Annotated in this window: 10 protein-coding genes; all 10 read right to left on the bottom strand. The window is 70.0% G+C overall.

The features are described from left to right. Positions 1-103 precede the first annotated feature (103 nt). The gene (locus ASF23_RS06760) at positions 104-8,485 is read right to left on the bottom strand and encodes an isopeptide-forming domain-containing fimbrial protein (protein ID WP_156364301.1); all 8,382 of its coding nucleotides are present in this window, start codon (positions 8,483-8,485) and stop codon (positions 104-106) included. A 309-nt stretch (positions 8,486-8,794) separates the two neighbouring features. Then, complete coding sequence (locus ASF23_RS06765) at positions 8,795-9,067, bottom strand: antitoxin (RefSeq protein WP_235510804.1); 273 nt, start codon at positions 9,065-9,067, stop codon at positions 8,795-8,797. A gap of 121 nt (positions 9,068-9,188) precedes the next feature. Continuing rightward, entirely contained in the window at positions 9,189-10,379 is a 1,191-nt protein-coding gene (gene tuf / locus ASF23_RS06770) for an elongation factor Tu (protein WP_055950924.1), read from the bottom strand. A 163-nt stretch (positions 10,380-10,542) separates the two neighbouring features. Next, the gene (gene fusA / locus ASF23_RS06775; protein WP_055950926.1) at positions 10,543-12,660 is read right to left on the bottom strand and encodes an elongation factor G; all 2,118 of its coding nucleotides are present in this window, start codon (positions 12,658-12,660) and stop codon (positions 10,543-10,545) included. 141 nt (positions 12,661-12,801) lie between these two features. Continuing rightward, positions 12,802-13,272, bottom strand: coding sequence for a 30S ribosomal protein S7 (rpsG, locus tag ASF23_RS06780; RefSeq protein ID WP_055950927.1), 471 nt, complete (start codon positions 13,270-13,272; stop codon positions 12,802-12,804). A gap of 4 nt (positions 13,273-13,276) precedes the next feature. Then, positions 13,277-13,645: a 30S ribosomal protein S12 gene (rpsL, locus tag ASF23_RS06785; RefSeq protein ID WP_055950929.1), complete on the bottom strand. Its 369-nt coding sequence runs from the start codon at positions 13,643-13,645 to the stop codon at positions 13,277-13,279. A 451-nt stretch (positions 13,646-14,096) separates the two neighbouring features. Beyond that, complete coding sequence (locus ASF23_RS06790; protein WP_055950932.1) at positions 14,097-15,500, bottom strand: hypothetical protein; 1,404 nt, start codon at positions 15,498-15,500, stop codon at positions 14,097-14,099. A 55-nt stretch (positions 15,501-15,555) separates the two neighbouring features. Then, positions 15,556-16,023, bottom strand: coding sequence for a DUF6121 family protein (locus tag ASF23_RS06795; protein WP_055950934.1), 468 nt, complete (start codon positions 16,021-16,023; stop codon positions 15,556-15,558). A gap of 41 nt (positions 16,024-16,064) precedes the next feature. Next, a complete protein-coding gene (locus ASF23_RS06800) occupies positions 16,065-16,769 on the bottom strand; it encodes a CBU_0592 family membrane protein (RefSeq protein ID WP_055950936.1) in 705 nt (234 codons plus the stop codon). 212 nt (positions 16,770-16,981) lie between these two features. Then, entirely contained in the window at positions 16,982-17,776 is a 795-nt protein-coding gene (locus ASF23_RS06805; protein WP_055950938.1) for a type 4a pilus biogenesis protein PilO, read from the bottom strand. Position 17,777 lies beyond the last annotated feature (1 nt).

The following is a 17,777-nucleotide window of genomic DNA, read 5'->3' on the forward strand; positions in this document are numbered from 1 at the left end:
CACGCGTTCCCGGGCTGCGGTCGCGACCCGGAGACGGACTGGAGGCCCGGTACCAGCTGGTACCGGGCCTCCAGTCCGTCACACCCGCAGGTGGTGCGTCCGGCTACCGCCGGGGTGCGCCGCCGGCCGGTCGGCGTCGGCGGAGGACGACGAGTCCGGTGCCACCGGCCACCGCGAGGAGCGCGAACAGCGCGAGCGCGAGCACGCTGCCCGACCCGGTGAACGCGAGCGCTGCCGGGTCGGCGGCCACCGTGGCGGGGTCGCTCGCACGGAGCGGGTCCGACCCGACGGGGCCGCCGTCGCTGCCGCCGTCTCCGGCACCGTCGCCCGCCTGCCCGACCTGCACGGTCGGCGTCGCGACGACCGCGCGGTTCGTGATCCGGTCCGGAGCGTTCCCGGCCACCTTGACGGTGAGCTGGAGCGCGACGGACGCGTCGACCGCGAGCGGGGCGTCCAGCGTGCACACGACGGTCGTGCCGGTGGTGCAGGTCGCCGCGTCACGCGTGTCGATGCTCACGAACGTGAGGCCGTCCGGGAGGGCGTCCGTCACGGTGACCGGACCCGGGTCCGACGTCGGTCCGGCGTTCGTCACGGTGATGGTGTACCCGACCGTGTGGTTCCGGACGAGCGCCTGCGTGTGCGTCTTCGTGACGCTGAGGCTCGACAGCGCACCGATCGTGATCGCCGTGTCGGAGGTGTTGTCCGCCGTGGTCGTCTCCGGAGTCGCGGTCGCGGTCGTCGCACCGATCGTCGCCGTCGGGTACGACCCCGGCGTCACGACGCTCGTGACCACGATCGGCGGTGCCGTCTGCCCTGGGGCGAGCGGCCCGGCAAGCGAGAACACGATGGTCGTCGTGCCGTCGGCGTTCACCACCGGGGACCCCGCCGTCCACGCGGGATCGGTGCCGTCCGTGTCCCGGAAGGTCAGACCAGCGGGCAGCGTGATCGTCGCCGTGACGTCCGTCGCGGTCGACGGCCCGGTGTTCACGACCGTCGCGGTGGCGGGGATCGGCTGCCCGATCACACCGTCGCCCGAGTGGGTGATCGTGATCGCGACGTTCGCGTCCGGAGCCACCGTGACCGAGCCCTCGGCGCCACCGTCGGTGCCGAACGGCGCCGGGGTGGGCGAGGAGACCGTGGCGGTGTTCGTCGTCGTCCCCGCGGCCTCGGCCGGGTCGATCGACGTCGCGATCACCAGGGGTGCCGCGTCGGTGTCGGCGAGCACACCGTCCTGCGTCGTGCACGTGACGACCTGCGGGTCGGTGGCGTCGACGGTGCACGTCCAGCCCTGGTTCGCCCCGTCGAGCATCGAGTCCGCGAGGCCGACGTAGGTCATCCCGGTCGGCAGGTGGTCCGCCACCGTGACCGGACCGTCCGCGTCGGACGGGCCGGCGTTGTGGATCTGCAGGCGCCAGGCGACCTGGTTGCCGGCCGCGACCGAGGAGACGGGCTTGCCGTCCGCCCCGACCGCGGTCTTCGTCATGGTGAGGGCCGCTCGGTCGATCACGTCGACGTCGGCGGTGTCCTCGGCGGACCTGCTGCGGTCGCTGTCCCCCCAGGTGACCGTCGCGGTGTTCGTCAGGGTCGACGCTCGGACCGAGGCTGCGATCGAGCCGGTCACCGTGAACACCGACGTCCCGGCGTCACCGGACGCGAGCTGGTCGACGGTGCAGGACGCGGCGGCGCAGGTCCAGGCGGGACCCGACGTCTGCGCGACCTTCGTGATCGTCATCCCGGCGGGGGCGAGGTCGGTCAGCGAGACCGTCCTGGCGTCCGACGGGCCGGTGTTCGCCACCGTCACGGTGAAGGTGGCGTCGGTGCCCGCGACCGTCGAGGAACCGGGTGCGAGCACCTTGTCGATCGTCAGGGCGGCCCTGGTGGCGACGTCGACCGAGTCGGTGTCGCTCGCCGAGTGCGCCGCGGCGCTGCTCGTGACGGTCGCCTCGTTGACGATCGGCCCTGCCACCCGGTCCGCGTCGACGACGACCGAGATCGTGATCGCCGGGAAGGCGCCCCCGACGCGGACGCCGCTCGTCGAGGTGAACGTCAGGGAGCGGCCGTCCTGCACGACCGTCCACCCGGTGCCCTCGGCGCTGACGAACGTCTCACCGACGGGCAGCTCGTCCGTCACCACGGTGGTGTCGCCCGTCACGATGTCGGACGGGCCCCGGTTGCCGACCGCGATCGTGTAGTCGAGACCCTGTCCAGCTGCGAGGTCGGCCGGGGCGTCGTCGGTCTTGTCGATCGTGAGCTCGGTGAGCGGCGTGGTGCTCGTCGTCGCGGAGCCGCTCGCGTCCGGGGCGTTGTCCGCCGACGCCGTCGCGGTGTTCACCACGTCGTCACGGATCCCGGCGGGGACGTCCACCGTGAGGGTGAGCGTCGCCGACTCCCCCGCGGTGAGCGTGCCGGCGAGGGTGCAGGAGACGTCGACCGCCGTCGCGTCCGCGGAGCAGGTCCAGCCGTCGTCGGACGCGACGGACGCGTACGTCAGCCCGTTCGGCAGCGGGTCGGCGAGCGTCACCGAGCGGGCGTCGGCCGTGCCGGTGTTCGTCACCGTCACCGCGTAGGTGCCCGTCGTGCCGGGGGTGAAGGACGTCAGCACCTTGTCGACGCTCAGGGTCGTCGCGCTGCCGATCGAGGTCGAGACGGTGCCGGAGGTGTTGTTCCCCGGCGTCGGGTCGGGCGTCGGCGAGGACACCGTCGCGGTGTTGGTGACCGTGCCGGTCGTGGCCGACCGGACGACACCGGTCACCGTGATCGCGGAGACGCTGCCGTTCGCGGCGAGGCCGTCCGGGAGCGTGCAGTGCACCGTGTTCGTCGCCGGGTCGCACGTCCAGTCGGCACCCCCGTCGACACCGGTCACCCGGATCCCCGCAGGCACCTGGTCGTCCACCGCGACCGGTCCGGCGGCCGTCGACGGACCGGCGTTCGTGACCGCGATCGTGTAGGTCACGGTGTCGCCGGTGTTCGCCGTCGTCGGGCCGGTCTTGGCGATCGCGAGGTCCGCGCGTGCCGCCGTCGTCACGTCAGCGTGGCTCGAGTCGTTGCCCGGGTTCGTGTCGGCGGTGTGCTGGTCGACGATCGACGCGGTGTTCCCGACGACGGTGCCGGCCGGGACGCTCTGGTCGAGCGCGACCCGCACGGTGATCGGCGGGAGCGACGCACCCGGCGCGAGGGTGACGCTCGAGGCCGTGTCGCAGGTGACGACGCCGCTCGCGAGGGCACAGGTCCACCCGGTCCCGGTGGCGCCCGTGACCGTCACGCCGGCGGGCAGCGTGTCCGGGGTGTCGCGGACGTGGAACGGTCCGACGGAGGTGTCCGTCGTGCCGGTGTTCTCGACGACGATCGTCCAGCCCGCGGCGGGACCGGCACCGGCGATGGGTGCGGTGGCGGCCGCCCTCTTCGTGATCGCGAGGTCGGCGGCGTCGATGTGCGCGGCGGCCGTGGCGTCCGGACCGGCGTAGTTGCCAGCCGCGGTCCTCGTGCCACCAGCGGCGTCGGTCACGACGGCGTGCACGGTGTTGGTGTGCGACACCGTCGACCCGACCCCGGGTGTCGTGGTCACCCCGGCCCGCGGGGTCGCCGTGTAGGTGAGCGTCATCGTGCCGTTCGCGGGCAGTGCGCCGAGCGTGTTCCAGGCGATGGCCTGGGGGGTGCCCGTCGCCGAGTCCGCCGCGACCGTCGTGGCCGTGCCGCCGTTCACGGAGACCTTGGCGGAGCCGGTGTCGAACGTCCAGTTGGCCGGCAGGGTGTCGGTCGCCGCGACGTTCGTCGCCGCGGCCCCCGTGTTCGTGAACGTGACGGTCCAGGTGTACGGCGCACCGATGTACGCAGGACCCGTCGCACCCGACTTCGCGATGGCGACGATCGGGAACGCCGGGGTCACTGAGCTGCTCGCCGCGACGCTCGGGTACGAGGCGCCGGCACCGGGCATCGACGTGTACGGGCCCGTCGCGACGCGGTTCGTCAGGAGCGCCCTCGGCGTCAGCGAGGCGGACGGTGCGAGCTTCGCCGCGTACGTGTAGGTCAGGGGCGTGCCGGCGTTGACGTCCGCCGTCGGCCAGGTGATCGTGCCGCCGCCGTTCGCCGCGTCGGCACCGGTGAGTGTGCCGCCGCCGGTGATCGTCGCCGGGTCGACGACGACGCCGGTCGGGACGGTGTCCGTCGGCGTGGCGCCGTAGGCCGGGTTCTGGCCGGAGTTCGTCACGGTGACCGTGTAGGTGAAGACGTCACCGGGCTTCGGCGCGGGGTTCGTGACCGTCTTCGTCGCTCCGAGGACCGGCGGTGCCGTGCGTGCCCGGACCGCGTTGGACGCCTGCGTGTGCGTGAAGGCCGCGTCAGGGTTCGTGGGCTGCGTGCCCGTCGCGTCGTTCCACCCGAGCTTCGCGGTGTTGTCGTAGTTCGTCGCGGTGGTCGTGCCCGTCGGGAACCGGACCGGCAGCGTCACCACGACGGTGCGTGCGGCGTCGGCCTTGATGACGTCGCCGAGCCGGAAGAGCACCTTCGTCGCGGGCGAACCCGTCTGGAGCTCGTCACAGGCCTGCGGGGTTCCGTCGATGGTGCACGTCGGGGCCCCTGTGGCGGTCATGCCACCTGGGAGTGTGTCCACGATGCTCGCCGCGTACAGGTTCACGTCGGCGGGGATCGTCGCGGTGATCGTGTAGGACGCGGTGGTCTCGCCGACGCGGACGTTCGACGCCGAGTTCGCGAGCGCGCCGCCGTTCACCGAGATCTGCTTGGTGAGCGATGGACCGGCCACCGTGACGGCGGCGTTCGACGCTGCCGAGGTCTCGACGCCCTCGGTCGCGGTGTTCCGCCCGCCGTCGCTGAGACTCGAGGTCACGAGTCGCGCCGTGTTCGTGTAGCTGCTGCTGCCGGCGGCACCGTTCGAGAGCGTCGCCGTGCGGGTGAACGCGACGGACCCGCCCGGCGCGATGGTGCCGACGGCGTAGGCGTGCGCGGTCGTCCCGGTGGCGCAGGTCGGGGTGGCCGGTGCGGCGACCTCGGTCACGCCGGTCGGGAGCGGCGTCGTCTGCGTCGCACCGAAGCTCAGGGCGTTCGGCAGGCAGTCGACCACGATGGCGTCGTACGCGTTCGCGGTGGTCGAGTCGTTGCGGGCCGTGATGACGAAGTCGACCGTGCGGCCGGCACCGACCGTGGTGCTCGAGGCCGTCTTCGTGACGCGGGGCACCGGGACGACGACCGTGATGTCCTTCGGCGCGGAGATCGTCTTCGTCGAACCGGCGACCGTGCTCGTGAAGGTCGCCGTGTTCCGGATCGTCCCGACGCCGGAGGTCGGCGTGACGATGAGCCCGGACACCGTCACCGAGACCGCCTGGGCCGCGTCCGTGGTGTTGTCGTAGTTCGCCGGGAAGTCGAGCGTGCCGTCGGCGTGCAGGGTGAACCCGCCGACCGCGGTGTCGCCCGTCGGCGCCGTGATCGTCGCGGGCGGGGTGCCGGGGACGGAGACGACGTAGCGGACGCCGGTGGTGGCGGTCACATCGGTGGGGAGTGTGTCGACGAGCGACCCGGCCACGACGCTCGTGTGGGCGGGGACGTTCGCAGTGTACGTGTACGACAGCGCTTCACCCGGCACGGCGGTGTTGCCGGAGACGTTCGTGACGGTGGTCGAGTTGTCCGCGGCGCCGGTCTTCGTCACCGTCGCGTCCGGGAGCGCGATCGTCGTCCGTGCGTTGGCAGCGGGGGCGGTGCCCTGCGACCCCGTCGGTCCGGTCGCGGAGGAGCTCGTGCCGGCGATGACCGCCGGGACGTACGTGGTCGACGCGCCGGTGTTGTTCGGTGTCGCGAACGAGGTCACCGACGCCTGGTTCACGAGCTGCGTCGACACACTCGTGCCGGCCGGCGGGACCACGACGTAGGTCAGGGTCTTCGTGCCGGATGCGGCGATGGTCCCGAGCGGGTCCGTCGTGCCGTCCGCACTCGGCGTCCATCGCACGTAGGAGCGACTGGGGAAGGCGGCGCCGGTCGGAGCCGTCGTGCACACGCCACCGTCGCTGATGTGGGCGGCGGGCACGTCAGCGCAGGTGATCCCCAGCGGGAGGGCGTCCCACACGGTGACGGCGTCCACGTCGCGCGCCGTCCCCGCTGCCGCGGTCCCGGTGTTCCGGACGGTCAGCTGGTACTGGAGCGCCTGACCCTCGGCCGTGTACTGCGGCTGCGGGGACACCGGCGTGAGGGCACCCGGGTTCGGTCCGACGGCCGTGATCGCCTTGTCGAGCGTGACGACCGGGGCCGCGGCGACCTCGTAGCCGACGCTGGTGCGGAGCGAGCTCACCTTGCCGGCGGTGTTCTCCTGCCGGAACTTCATGAGGTTGGCCCCGAGGTCCGGCGTCGTCTGCGACGTGCCCTGCTTCGTGATGTTCGCGAGGACGTAGAAGACGAGCTTCGTCCCACCGTCGACGTAGCGGCCGTTCGTGCCCTGGGTCGTCCCGAGGTTCCAGGTGGCGCGGGTCGTGTCCGAGACGTTGCCCGCACGGACGAAGGTCGACGCGTCGAAGGTGCTGTCAGCGGGCAGTGCAGCGTCCACGAACGTCGTCCCGACGGGAACGTAGTCGGTGACGGACGGGTTGCGGGTGTCGATGCCGGTCGGGAAGTCGACCTCGAGGCGGAAGCAGACGTCGTCCCCGAGCTGGAACGGGTTCGCGGTGTCGGTGCTCGAGGAGTACAGGCCCTGCGGCGCGGTGGTGCAGTCCGCCGCGGAGGAGATCGGTCCTGCCGTCCGCGAGAGCACCTGCTTGCTGATCTGCGTCGGTGCCGTCGAGATGCTCGTGCCCGACCCGTTCGTCACGGAACGCGTGACGGTGTCGGTGTCGTTGACGGGTGTCGAGGTCCCCGCAACGTCGACGGTGTTCGCGAACGAGTCACCGCTCGACGTCGGGCCGCTGTTCCCCGCCCCGGTGTAGGCGCCGCGCATGAGCGCCGTGTAGGTGATGTTCGTCTTCGACGCAGCCGAGTCGTAGCTCCGGCCCATCGTGGCGGAGGCCGAGCCACCGAGCGTCGGGGTCATCGTCAGCGTGAACTTGCCGGTCGAGGCGTCGTAGGCCACCGCGGTGATCGTCGCGTTCACGGCCTGCTCGTCGAGCGCGGATCCGGGGGTGTGCGCGCAGTCGGCGGGGACCGGGTCGCCGCTCACGGTGATCGACGACGGGTACGCGGGGCAGAGGCCGTTGTCGAGCACGTCGGTGATCGTCATCGCGGAGTCGGACTCGTACTCGCTCGCGCGGAGCCGCAGCGAGTAGGTCGCCGTGCCGCCGATCGTGAAGGCGGGGGCGCCGCCGTCGCCGGCCGGGTTCGTCGTGACCGACTTGATGATCGAGAGGTCGGTCGCGAGGACCTCGGTGGAGTCCTCCGCCGTGACCGTGGTGCTGGTGCCCGTGGCCACCGGGCCGGCGTAGTCCCCTGCGGCGACGGCGTGGTTGACGAGGGTCTGTCCGCCGCCGATCTGCCGGGTCGACGCGCCGGTGTTGTTGTCCAGGTTCGCCGCTTCGGTGTCGCCGCCCGGCTCCCCCGTCGGCCATGCGGCGTTCGCGCGCTGCGGGATGCCCGCGACGTACTCGATGGTACGGGTGCCGTTCGCCGCGAGGTCGCCGAGCGCCCAGACGACCTTCGTGTAGACCCCCGCGTCGTAGCCGGGCGGGTTCGTCACGGTGGTGACGGACTGGGGCGTGACGCAGTTGCCGTGCGTGTCCGCCGTCGTCGCGGTCAACGATCCGGATCCGGCGTACTCCGGCGCCTGGCCCGTGGTGTGGTCGATCCCACCGCACTCGAGGAACTCGAGCTGGGCGGGCAGGTAGTCCGTGACCGTGACGGTGTTCGTCGCGGCGATCGCAGTGTTCGTCACGACGAGCTTGTAGACCGTCGGGTGGTCGTGCACACCGCGCATGAGCTCGTGCTCCGGGCTCGGCTCGGACTTCTCGATGGTGAGGGCCGTGACCTTCGTCGGGTCGACGGCCTTCGTGGCACTGTCGTCGAACCCGCCGGTCGCGAGGCCGGTCGTCGGGTCGAAGACCGGGAGCGTCCTGGCGTCCTCGCTCGTGTAGACCGCAGCCGATCCGGTGATGTTCGAGCCCACCGGGAAGACCGCCGGGTCCGCCGTCACGCCGAACGAGATCGCGGAGGTGTCCCCCGCGACGAGGTCGGACACGTTCGCCCAGACGAGGACCTGGTGGGTCCCGTTGCCGTCCGTGATGGTGGAGATCGTCGGCTCACCGGCGCTCGACGGCGTCGTCGGTGCCGTGTAGGTCGCGCCCGCCGGCAGCGTGTACTGGAACCCGGCGTTGTACTCGTTCGTCGTCGAGGGGTTCGTCGCCGTCAGGGTCACCGTCGTCGGCTGCCCGGCGAGGACACTCGCGGTCGCGGTGGCGGCGAGGCTGACCGTGCTTTCCGCCGCCTGCGCTGGAGTCGCTGTGGCGGCGACGGCGGTGGCGACGAGGAGTCCACCGGCGATCGCGGCGACCAGGGTCATCGCGAGTGTCCGGGAACGAGGGATCAGGGAGAAGCGCAGCATGGACCGGTTTCGCTCGGGTGACGACGGTGCCGGCCGAACGGGAACTCACCGGAGGCACCACGACGGAACTGAGAATGTCCCGTGCGCGTGGGTCATCCTATTGACGTGACGAAATCTCGTCAGTCCCCCGGAGGGGGGACACGGGCTGCGACGCACTCCGACCTGCCGCCTGCGCGACGCTCGCCGAGACGCACTGGAGGCACGGTGCGAGCCCGCACCGCGCCTCCAGTCGGTCCCCCGTCAGCAGGCGACTCCTCTGCCGTGGACCTACTCGTCGCCGATCTTGCCGTCGACGTTGTCCCGCGCCGAGTCGATCTGCTCGTCGTACTTGCCGCCGGTGACCTTCTTGGCGGCGTCCGCGAGGCCGTCGAGGATCTTGTCGGAGATCTCCTCGGCCTTCTCGCTCTGCAGCGCGTCCTTCACCTTGTTGTCGTCGAGGAAGGCCTTTGCCTTCGCCGTCACGTCGTTCTTGATCTCGTCGAAGTTCGCCATGGTGCCCTCCCGTGCCGGCGGCCGGACCGTCCGACCGATGGCACTCATGGTCGCGCGCCCGCATCGTCCTGTCCAGAGCGGAGGAGTGAACTCCCGGGAACGACGAACGGGGCCGGACCCGAAGGCCCGACCCCGTTTCGTTGTGAACAGGTACTGCGTGGAGCTGGTGCTACTTGACGATCTTCTCGACCGTACCGGCGCCGACCGTACGACCACCCTCGCGGATGGCGAAGCGGAGGCCCTCCTCCATCGCGATGGGCTGGATCAGCTCAACGGTGATGGAGGTGGTGTCGCCGGGCATGACCATCTCGGTGCCCTCGGGCAGCGTGATGACACCGGTGACGTCCGTGGTACGGAAGTAGAACTGCGGGCGGTAGTTCGCGTAGAACGGGTTGTGACGCCCACCCTCGTCCTTGGAGAGGATGTAGACGTTCGCCGTGAACTCGGTGTGCGGGGTGACCGAACCGGGCTTGACGATGACCTGGCCGCGCTGGACGTCCTCGCGCTTGGTGCCACGGAGGAGCAGACCGGTGTTGTCACCAGCCTGGGCGGAGTCGAGCAGCTTGCGGAACATCTCGATGCCCGTGACCGTGGTCTTGACGGTCGGGACGATACCGACGATCTCGACCTCTTCGTTCACGTTGAGCGAACCGCGCTCGACACGACCGGTGACGACGGTTCCACGACCGGTGATCGTGAAGACGTCCTCGACGGGCATGAGGAACGGCTGGTCGGTCGCACGGACCGGCTCGGGGACGTTCTCGTCGACGGCGGTCATGAGGTCGGCAACCGACTGGCCCCACTTCTCGTCGCCCTCGAGCGCCTTGAGTGCGGAGACCTGCACGACGGGCGCGTTGTCGCCGTCGAACTCCTGGCTCGAGAGGAGCTCGCGGACCTCGAGCTCGACGAGCTCCATGATCTCCTCGTCGTCCACCATGTCGGCCTTGTTCAGGGCGACGACGATGTACGGCACACCGACCTGGCGAGCGAGCAGCACGTGCTCACGCGTCTGGGGCATCGGACCGTCGGTGGCGGCGACCACGAGGATCGCGCCGTCCATCTGGGCCGCGCCGGTGATCATGTTCTTCACGTAGTCGGCGTGGCCAGGAGCGTCGACGTGCGCGTAGTGGCGCTTGTCGGTCTGGTACTCGACGTGCGAGATGTTGATCGTGATGCCACGCGCCTTCTCTTCCGGCGCGTTGTCGATCTGGTCGAACGCCGAGGCGGTGTTGAGGTCCGGGAACTTGTCGTGCAGGACCTTGGTGATCGCCGCGGTGAGCGTGGTCTTGCCGTGGTCGACGTGACCGATCGTTCCGATGTTGACGTGCGGCTTGGTCCGCTCGAACTTGGCCTTGGCCACTGTGGGTCCTCCTCAGGACTCGGATGCGACGCCCCCGGTCGTGCCGGGCGCCTCGCGAGTTGGTGTGTTCTTACTTTACTTGGTGGCGAGGGGGCCGTCGCCGGCCGCCCTCGCCTGTGGAGAAGCGCCTCGCCTGTGGAGAGGTGCCTCGCCCGCAGGGACGCTACTCGCCCTTGGCCTTCTGCACGATCTCCTCGGCCACGGCCCGGGGGACCTCGGCGTAGGAGTCGAACGTCATCGAGTAGACCGCACGACCGGAGGTCTTCGACCGGAGGTCGCCGACGTAGCCGAACATCTCGGAGAGCGGCACGCTCGCACGGACCACCTTGACGCCGGAGGCGTCCTCCATCGACGAGATCTGCCCACGACGGGAGTTCAGGTCGCCGATGACGTCGCCCATGTACTCCTCGGGGGTCCGGACCTCGACCGCCATGAGCGGCTCGAGGAGGACCGGGTCGGCACGACGAGCGGCTTCCTTGTACGCCATCGAACCGGCGATCTTGAACGCCATCTCCGAGGAGTCGACGTCGTGCGACGCACCGTCGAGGAGCGACGCGCGGACGCCCACCGTCGGGAAGCCGGCGAGGATGCCGACCTGCATGGCGTCCTGGATGCCGTGGTCGACCGAGGGGATGTACTCGCGCGGGATCCGGCCACCGGTGACCTTGTTCTCGAACTCGTAGATCTTCTCGGCGGTGACCTCCATGGGGTGGAGGGCGATCTGCACCTTGGCGAACTGGCCGGAGCCACCCGTCTGCTTCTTGTGGGTGTAGTCGTAGCGCTCGACCGGCTTGCGCAGGGTCTCGCGATACGCGACCTGCGGCTTGCCGACGTTCGCCTCGACGTGGAACTCGCGCTTCATGCGGTCGACCAGGATGTCGAGGTGGAGCTCGCCCATCCCCTTGATGACCGTCTGCCCGGTCTCGGCGTTGAGCTCGACGCGGAACGTCGGGTCCTCTTCGGCGAGCTTCTGGATGGCCAGGGACAGCTTCTCCTGGTCCTGCTTGGTCTTCGGCTCGATCGCGACCTCGATGACCGGCTCCGGGAACGTCATGGACTCGAGGACGATCTGGTCCTGCGGGTCGCACAGCGTGTCACCGGTGGTCGTGTCCTTGAGACCGATCACGGCGTAGATGTGCCCGGCGGTGACGTTGTCGACCGGGTTCTCCTTGTTGGAGTGCATCTGGAAGATCTTGCCGATGCGCTCCTTCTTGCCCTTGGTCGAGTTGATGACCTGGGCACCGGACTCGATCGAGCCGGAGTAGACGCGCACGTAGGTGAGACGACCGAAGAACGGGTGCACCGCGACCTTGAACGCCAGGGCCGAGAACGGCTCCGTCGCGTCGGGCTTGCGGATGATGATCTTCTCTTCGTCCTTGACGTCGTGGCCCTCCATGGGCGGCACGTCGAGCGGGGACGGGAGGTAGTCGATCACGGCGTCGAGCATCGGCTGCACGCCACGGTTCTTGAACGCGGAGCCGCACAGGACCGGGTACAGCGTGCTGTTCACGGTCAGGGCACGGATCGCGCTCTTGATCTCGGCGACCGAGAAGTCGGTGTCGCCCTCCATGTAGCGCTCGAGCAGGGCGTCGTCAGCTTCGGCGACGCGCTCGATCAGCTTGAGGCGGTACTCGTCCGCCTTCTCCTTGAGGTCGGCCGGGATCTCTTCGATCTCGTACTTGGCGCCCATCTCGACGTCACCCTTGGCATCGCCGCGCCACGTGAGTGCACGCATCTCGACAAGGTCGACGACGCCCTCGAAGGACGACTCCGCACCGATCGGGAGCTGCAGCACGAGGGGCTCGGCACCGAGGCGGTTCACGATGGTGTCGACCGTGAAGTAGAAGTCCGCGCCGAGCTTGTCCATCTTGTTGACGAAGCAGATGCGGGGGACGTCGTACTTGTCGGCCTGACGCCAGACGGTCTCCGACTGGGGCTCGACGCCCTCTTTCCCGTCGAACACCGCGACGGCGCCGTCGAGGACGCGGAGCGAACGCTCCACCTCGACGGTGAAGTCGACGTGCCCGGGGGTGTCGATGATGTTGATCTGGTTCTTGTTCCAGAAGCAGGTCGTCGCGGCCGACGTGATCGTGATGCCGCGCTCCTGCTCCTGCGCCATCCAGTCCATCGTCGCAGCGCCGTCGTGGACCTCACCGATCTTGTGGGTGATCCCCGTGTAGAACAGGATGCGCTCGGTGGTGGTCGTCTTGCCAGCATCGATGTGGGCCATGATGCCGATGTTGCGGACCTTGTTCAGGTCGGTGAGCACGTCCTGTGCCACAGGGTTCCTCCGAGAGAGTTGTGGGAGTTGAGCGTTCCGTCCGGGACGCCGCGTGTGTTGTCGCCAGCGCCCCGGACGGAGCGGATGCTGCTGCCTGCAGCGCCGATCGACCAGTCGAGCCGGTCGATCAGCGGTGCCGACCTACCAGCGGTAGTGGGCGAAGGCCTTGTTCGACTCGGCCATCTTGTGGGTGTCCTCGCGGCGCTTGACCGCGGCACCGAGACCGTTCGACGCGTCGAGGATCTCGTTCATGAGACGCTCGGTCATCGTCTTCTCGCGACGGGCCTTGGCGTACGAGGTGAGCCAGCGGAGTGCGAGGGTGTTCGCACGGTGCGGCTTGACCTCGACGGGCACCTGGTAGGTCGATCCACCGACGCGGCGCGAACGCACCTCGAGGGTCGGACGGACGTTGTCGAGAGCCTTCTTCAGCGTGACGACGGCATCCTGCTGGTTCTTGGCGGTGACGCCTTCGAGTGCACCGTAGACGATGCGCTCCGCGAGGCCCTTCTTGCCGTCGAGCAGGATCTTGTTGACGAGCTGGCTGACGATCGGTGCGCCGTAGACCGGGTCTGCGACGACGGGGCGCTTGGGGGCTGGTCCCTTACGAGGCATGTTCTCAACCCTTCTTCGCGCCGTACAGGCTGCGGGCCTGCTTGCGGTTCTTGACGGCCTGGGTGTCGAGCGCACCACGGACGATCTTGTAACGGACACCGGGGAGGTCCTTCACACGACCACCGCGGACGAGCACCATCGAGTGCTCCTGGAGGTTGTGGCCCTCACCGGGGATGTAGGCCGTGACCTCGGTGCCGTTGCTCAGCTTGACGCGAGCGACCTTGCGCAGTGCCGAGTTCGGCTTCTTGGGGGTGGTGGTGTACACGCGAGTGCACACGCCACGCTGCTGGGGGTTCGACTTGAGCGCGGGTGCCTTGGTCTTGACGACCTTCGGCGTGCGGCCCTTGCGAACGAGTTGCTGGATTGTAGGCAACTGCTGCTCCTGGTTCCTGCTCGATTCCCTGGTCGACGTGGTTCGCCGACTTCCTCGTCCCACGGCGGACGGAGTTCGACTCGACTGGCGTGTCGATCTCCGGACGACCGTTCGACCGGACCGATGATTCCAATCACCGGGACCCGATCGGTGGGCGCTCTCGCGACACCACCTGGACGGATGAGTCCACCGGCCGTGACGACCGCGTGGATTTCAGGCGCGCCGTAAGGCGCACACCCGAGCAAGACTACCTGGGGCCCGATGCTTAATCAACCGGCGGCCACCCCGTGGGGCGGCGTCCGACGGTCGGACCGCTCGCCGCGGGCGAACGCGTGTCGATGGCGGACGGGAGGCACGGTGCGGCGCCGCCCCGTGCCTCCAGTCCGGTGCCACGCGCGGCGGCCTGCCGAGGCGACCGGGGGGGGTGGCGGAGCCGGGTCCGATGTGGTGGTCAGGAGGCGGCGCCGCCGCCGGCCGCGTTGGTGATCGCCGGCGCGTAGGTCGCCCCCGCCTCCGTGAAGGCCGTGATGTACCCGTCGGCGTAGAACGTGATCGGACCCGCGGTGCCGGTCCCCAGCCCGGACGGACCGGTGAAGCTCGAGGTGAACGTCGCTGCACCCGGCGTCGTCGTCCGCATCGTCCAGCCGCGGGACGTCCAGTCGCCGACCTCGACCACGGGCCGTGTGTCGAGCGTCCACTTCTGGTCGGAGTAGGTGTTGTCCGGGGACTCGCCGTACGCGTAGAAGCTGCAGTTCGCGGGCTGGATGTCCGTCGAGGCGATGCAGCCGTCGACCCAGCCGTTCACCGCGTCCGTGGCAGCCTGCTTGCCCGCATCGGTCAGCGTCGTGGTGATGTCGGCCGTGCCGTCCCCGGAGGCGAACCCCCAGACCGTCGCCGCCTGTGCGTTGCCGGTGTACCACTTGGTGTCGGCGATCGCGGTGTCGTAGGTGCCGGGGAGCGCGCTCAGGATCGTGGAGTCGTCGCTCGTGGGGTCGACCGACTTGCCCGCCACGGTCACCTTCGCCCCGGACGGCCCCTCGACGTGCACCTTCACCGAGCCGAGGGCGACGACGTCGAGCTGCCACTTCGTGAAGAACACGCCGGTCGACCCCTTGTCGACCAGGTGGAAGGTGGTCGGGATCGGCGAGCCGCCCTGGGTGAGGACGACCGCGACGTCGGCGGTGCCGTCGGACGTGCGCGTCGACACGATCCGGTGGGCGGTGATCGTGTCGGTGGCCTTGGCGTAGACGGCGTCCGTGAGGAGGGGCTGGCCGCTCGTCGGCACGTGCGCGATCTTCAGCGCGGCGGTGGCGTGACCGTGCTCCAGGGCGTCGAGGAACGCGTCGACCTGTCGCTCCGGAGCGTTCTGGCTCGACCCGGTCGCGTAGCCGACGGATCCCAGCACGATGACCAGGAGGAGTGCGACGGCGCCGCCGATGATCCCGACGAGGGCCTTGCGTCCGAGGCGTCGGCGCGGCTTCGGCTGGTACGACCACGGGCCGGGTGCCGCCGCGGGGTACTGGCCGTTCTGACCGTAGGCAGGGGCGGGGGCTGCGGCGAACGTCGGAGCGGGCGGCATTGCCGCGGGCGGCATGGGCGCAGGCGCGGTCGCGGTGTCGGGACCCGCGGAGATCGGCTCGGCGCGTGGTGCATGGCTGTCGTCTGGTGAGAAGCCATCGACACGGGTCCCGCCGGTCTCCGAGACCGACGGCACAGACCCCCAGCCGTCGTCATGGTGGGGCCGCTCGTCGCGCAGGCTCGCGGCCGCGTCGTGCTGGCCCTCGGCCGCGTCAGGCAGCCCCGCGGGCGCGTCGTGCTGCCCCTCGGCCGTGCCGAAGCGCTCGTCGTCGTTCATGATCCGCGGTCACTCCCCCATGCGCCGGGCGACGGAGTTCGCCCGGGCGACGATCCTACCGCGGAGGGGGTGACATGCCGGATGCGGGCTCCCCCGGTCCCGACGGCGGACTCGACCGGTCGCGACGCGAGATCGCGACGGCGCCGGCGATCACGAGGAACGCGATCACCACCGTTCCGACGACGAAGGGACCGAGCGCGTACGTCGCCGGGAACACGAACAGCTCGGCGACGTCGCCGTGGATCATCGCGTACCCGAACGCGCCGACCGCGAGCATCACGAGGTACGAGGTCGCGGCGCCGATCAGCCCACTGCTGAGCGGCGATCCCCGCCGGATGCCGGAGGCCGTCGCGAGCACCACGACGATCGCGACCGCGACGACCATCGCCGGACCCAGGTACGGGGTCGCGTCGGGCTGGCTGATCACCTCGAGACCGGTGAGCAGGCTCTCGAAGCCCGTCACACAGATCACGAGCGCGACGAAGAGCACTGTCGTCATCGTCGCCAACAGCCATCGGGACATGCGGTCATGGTACCGCCGGTCGTGCCACCGAGGACGGTTGTTCAGTGCTGGGATCGCTCCAGGACGTCCACGGAGCGTGATGGTCGGTCCACGACCGGCTCGTCGCGTGCTGCCTCGTCGCGTGCCACCTCGTCGCGGGCCACCTCGTCGCGGGCCACCTCGTCGCGTGCCGCCTCGTCGCGGGCCACCTCGTCGCGGGCTGCGGCGATGATCGCCACGGCGATCGCGGCGGTCACGACCGGGACGTCCGCCATGGTGAGCGACCCGGTCTGGAGGGACGGCTGCGGCCCGGCGGCGTCGGTCGCGGCAGCAGGGTGCTCGGCGGACACCGCTGGTCCGTCCGTCACGCGCGCGGTGGTCTCGTCGACGGCCCAGATCTCGGCCATCGTCTCCGGGTCGCGCACCGCGGGACCGATGACCGGCAGGACCATGGTCGTGGTCGGGAGCTCCGAGTGGGCCTCGGTCAGGACGGTCCCGTCGACCGCGAGGGCCGACGTCGCGGCACGCTTCCGGGCGACCGCCATGCGGACGAGCACGACGGCCGCGATGACGGCCCAGATGCTGTTCACGATCGTCGACGGCCAGGCATGGTGCGCGAGCACGTTGACGGTGATCGCGAGTGCTCCGACGAGGTTGATCACCTGGTAGGCGACCCCGTTCCGGAGCCTGCCAGCCGAGAACAGCAGGTAACCACCGAGGATGGTCACCGCCCCGAACCAACCGAGGGACTCGATGATCACGCCCATGCGCCTGTGCCTTCCGAACGACGAACAGCGCCCGGGATCGACCGGGCGCTTCGTGTGGGTGGGAGATGCCGCCCGCGAGCGCGGCGACGGCCAATCGTACGCACCCGACGAGGGCCGACGGAAGAGGACACGGCGTGGCGCGACCACCCCGTTCCGGGGGTGGTCGCGCGGGTGGTGGGTCGTGCCTCCTGGCTGGATCGGCGAGGGTCCGCTCAGCCGTTCGTGGCCGTCGCCGCGCTCGTCGACGGTGCGGCCGTCGCCTTGGTGTTGAGCACGTAGATGTACCCGGACAGGGTCCACGTCGTGGCCCCTGATGCTCCGGTGGATGACGACCCATCTACCCCCGAACCGTCATTCCCTGACCCGTCGCCTCCGGCTGTTGCCGTACTCGTCGACGACACGAGCTTGTCGATGAGGAAGAGCCGCTTGGCGGCCTGCGCGCCCTTCGTGAACGCGAGTGCCTGTTCGTACGAGCCTTGGACGCCGACCGAGACCGGGATGACGGTGAAGTTCGACGACGTGATCGCTGCGTTCGTCGTCGTCTTCGGTCCGGCCGGGGTCGCCACCGCGCTGGGGGTCGCGGACGCGGAGTCACTCGCCGTTGCCGACGGCGATGCGGACGCCGTCGCCGTGCCCGACGGTGCGACCGGAGCCACCGGCGACGTGTACGGCGCGGCATCACTCACGGCGATCGAGCTGATCGAGACTCCGGACTCCCCCGCGATGTCGTTCAACGATGTGATGAACGAGTTCGTGTCGGCCTCGGCGGGGATAGACGCCGAGAGCGCTGACAGGTCACCCTTCATGTCCGCGAGCTTCGTGAACTGGGTCTGCAGACGAGCGAGCTCGCTGCGGTTCGTCGCGTTCGTCGCCTCGATCGTCGCCTGCTGCGCGGAGTTCCTCGCTGCGGTCGCCAGCTGCGGCTGGACACCCAGGAACCACCCGCCCGCGAGCACGACGACGGCGGCGACCAGGGCGATCACGAGGGAGAGCTTGTTCCGGTTCATC

It is taken from the genome of Curtobacterium sp. Leaf261 (assembly GCF_001422205.1).
GTDB lineage: Bacteria > Actinomycetota > Actinomycetes > Actinomycetales > Microbacteriaceae > Curtobacterium.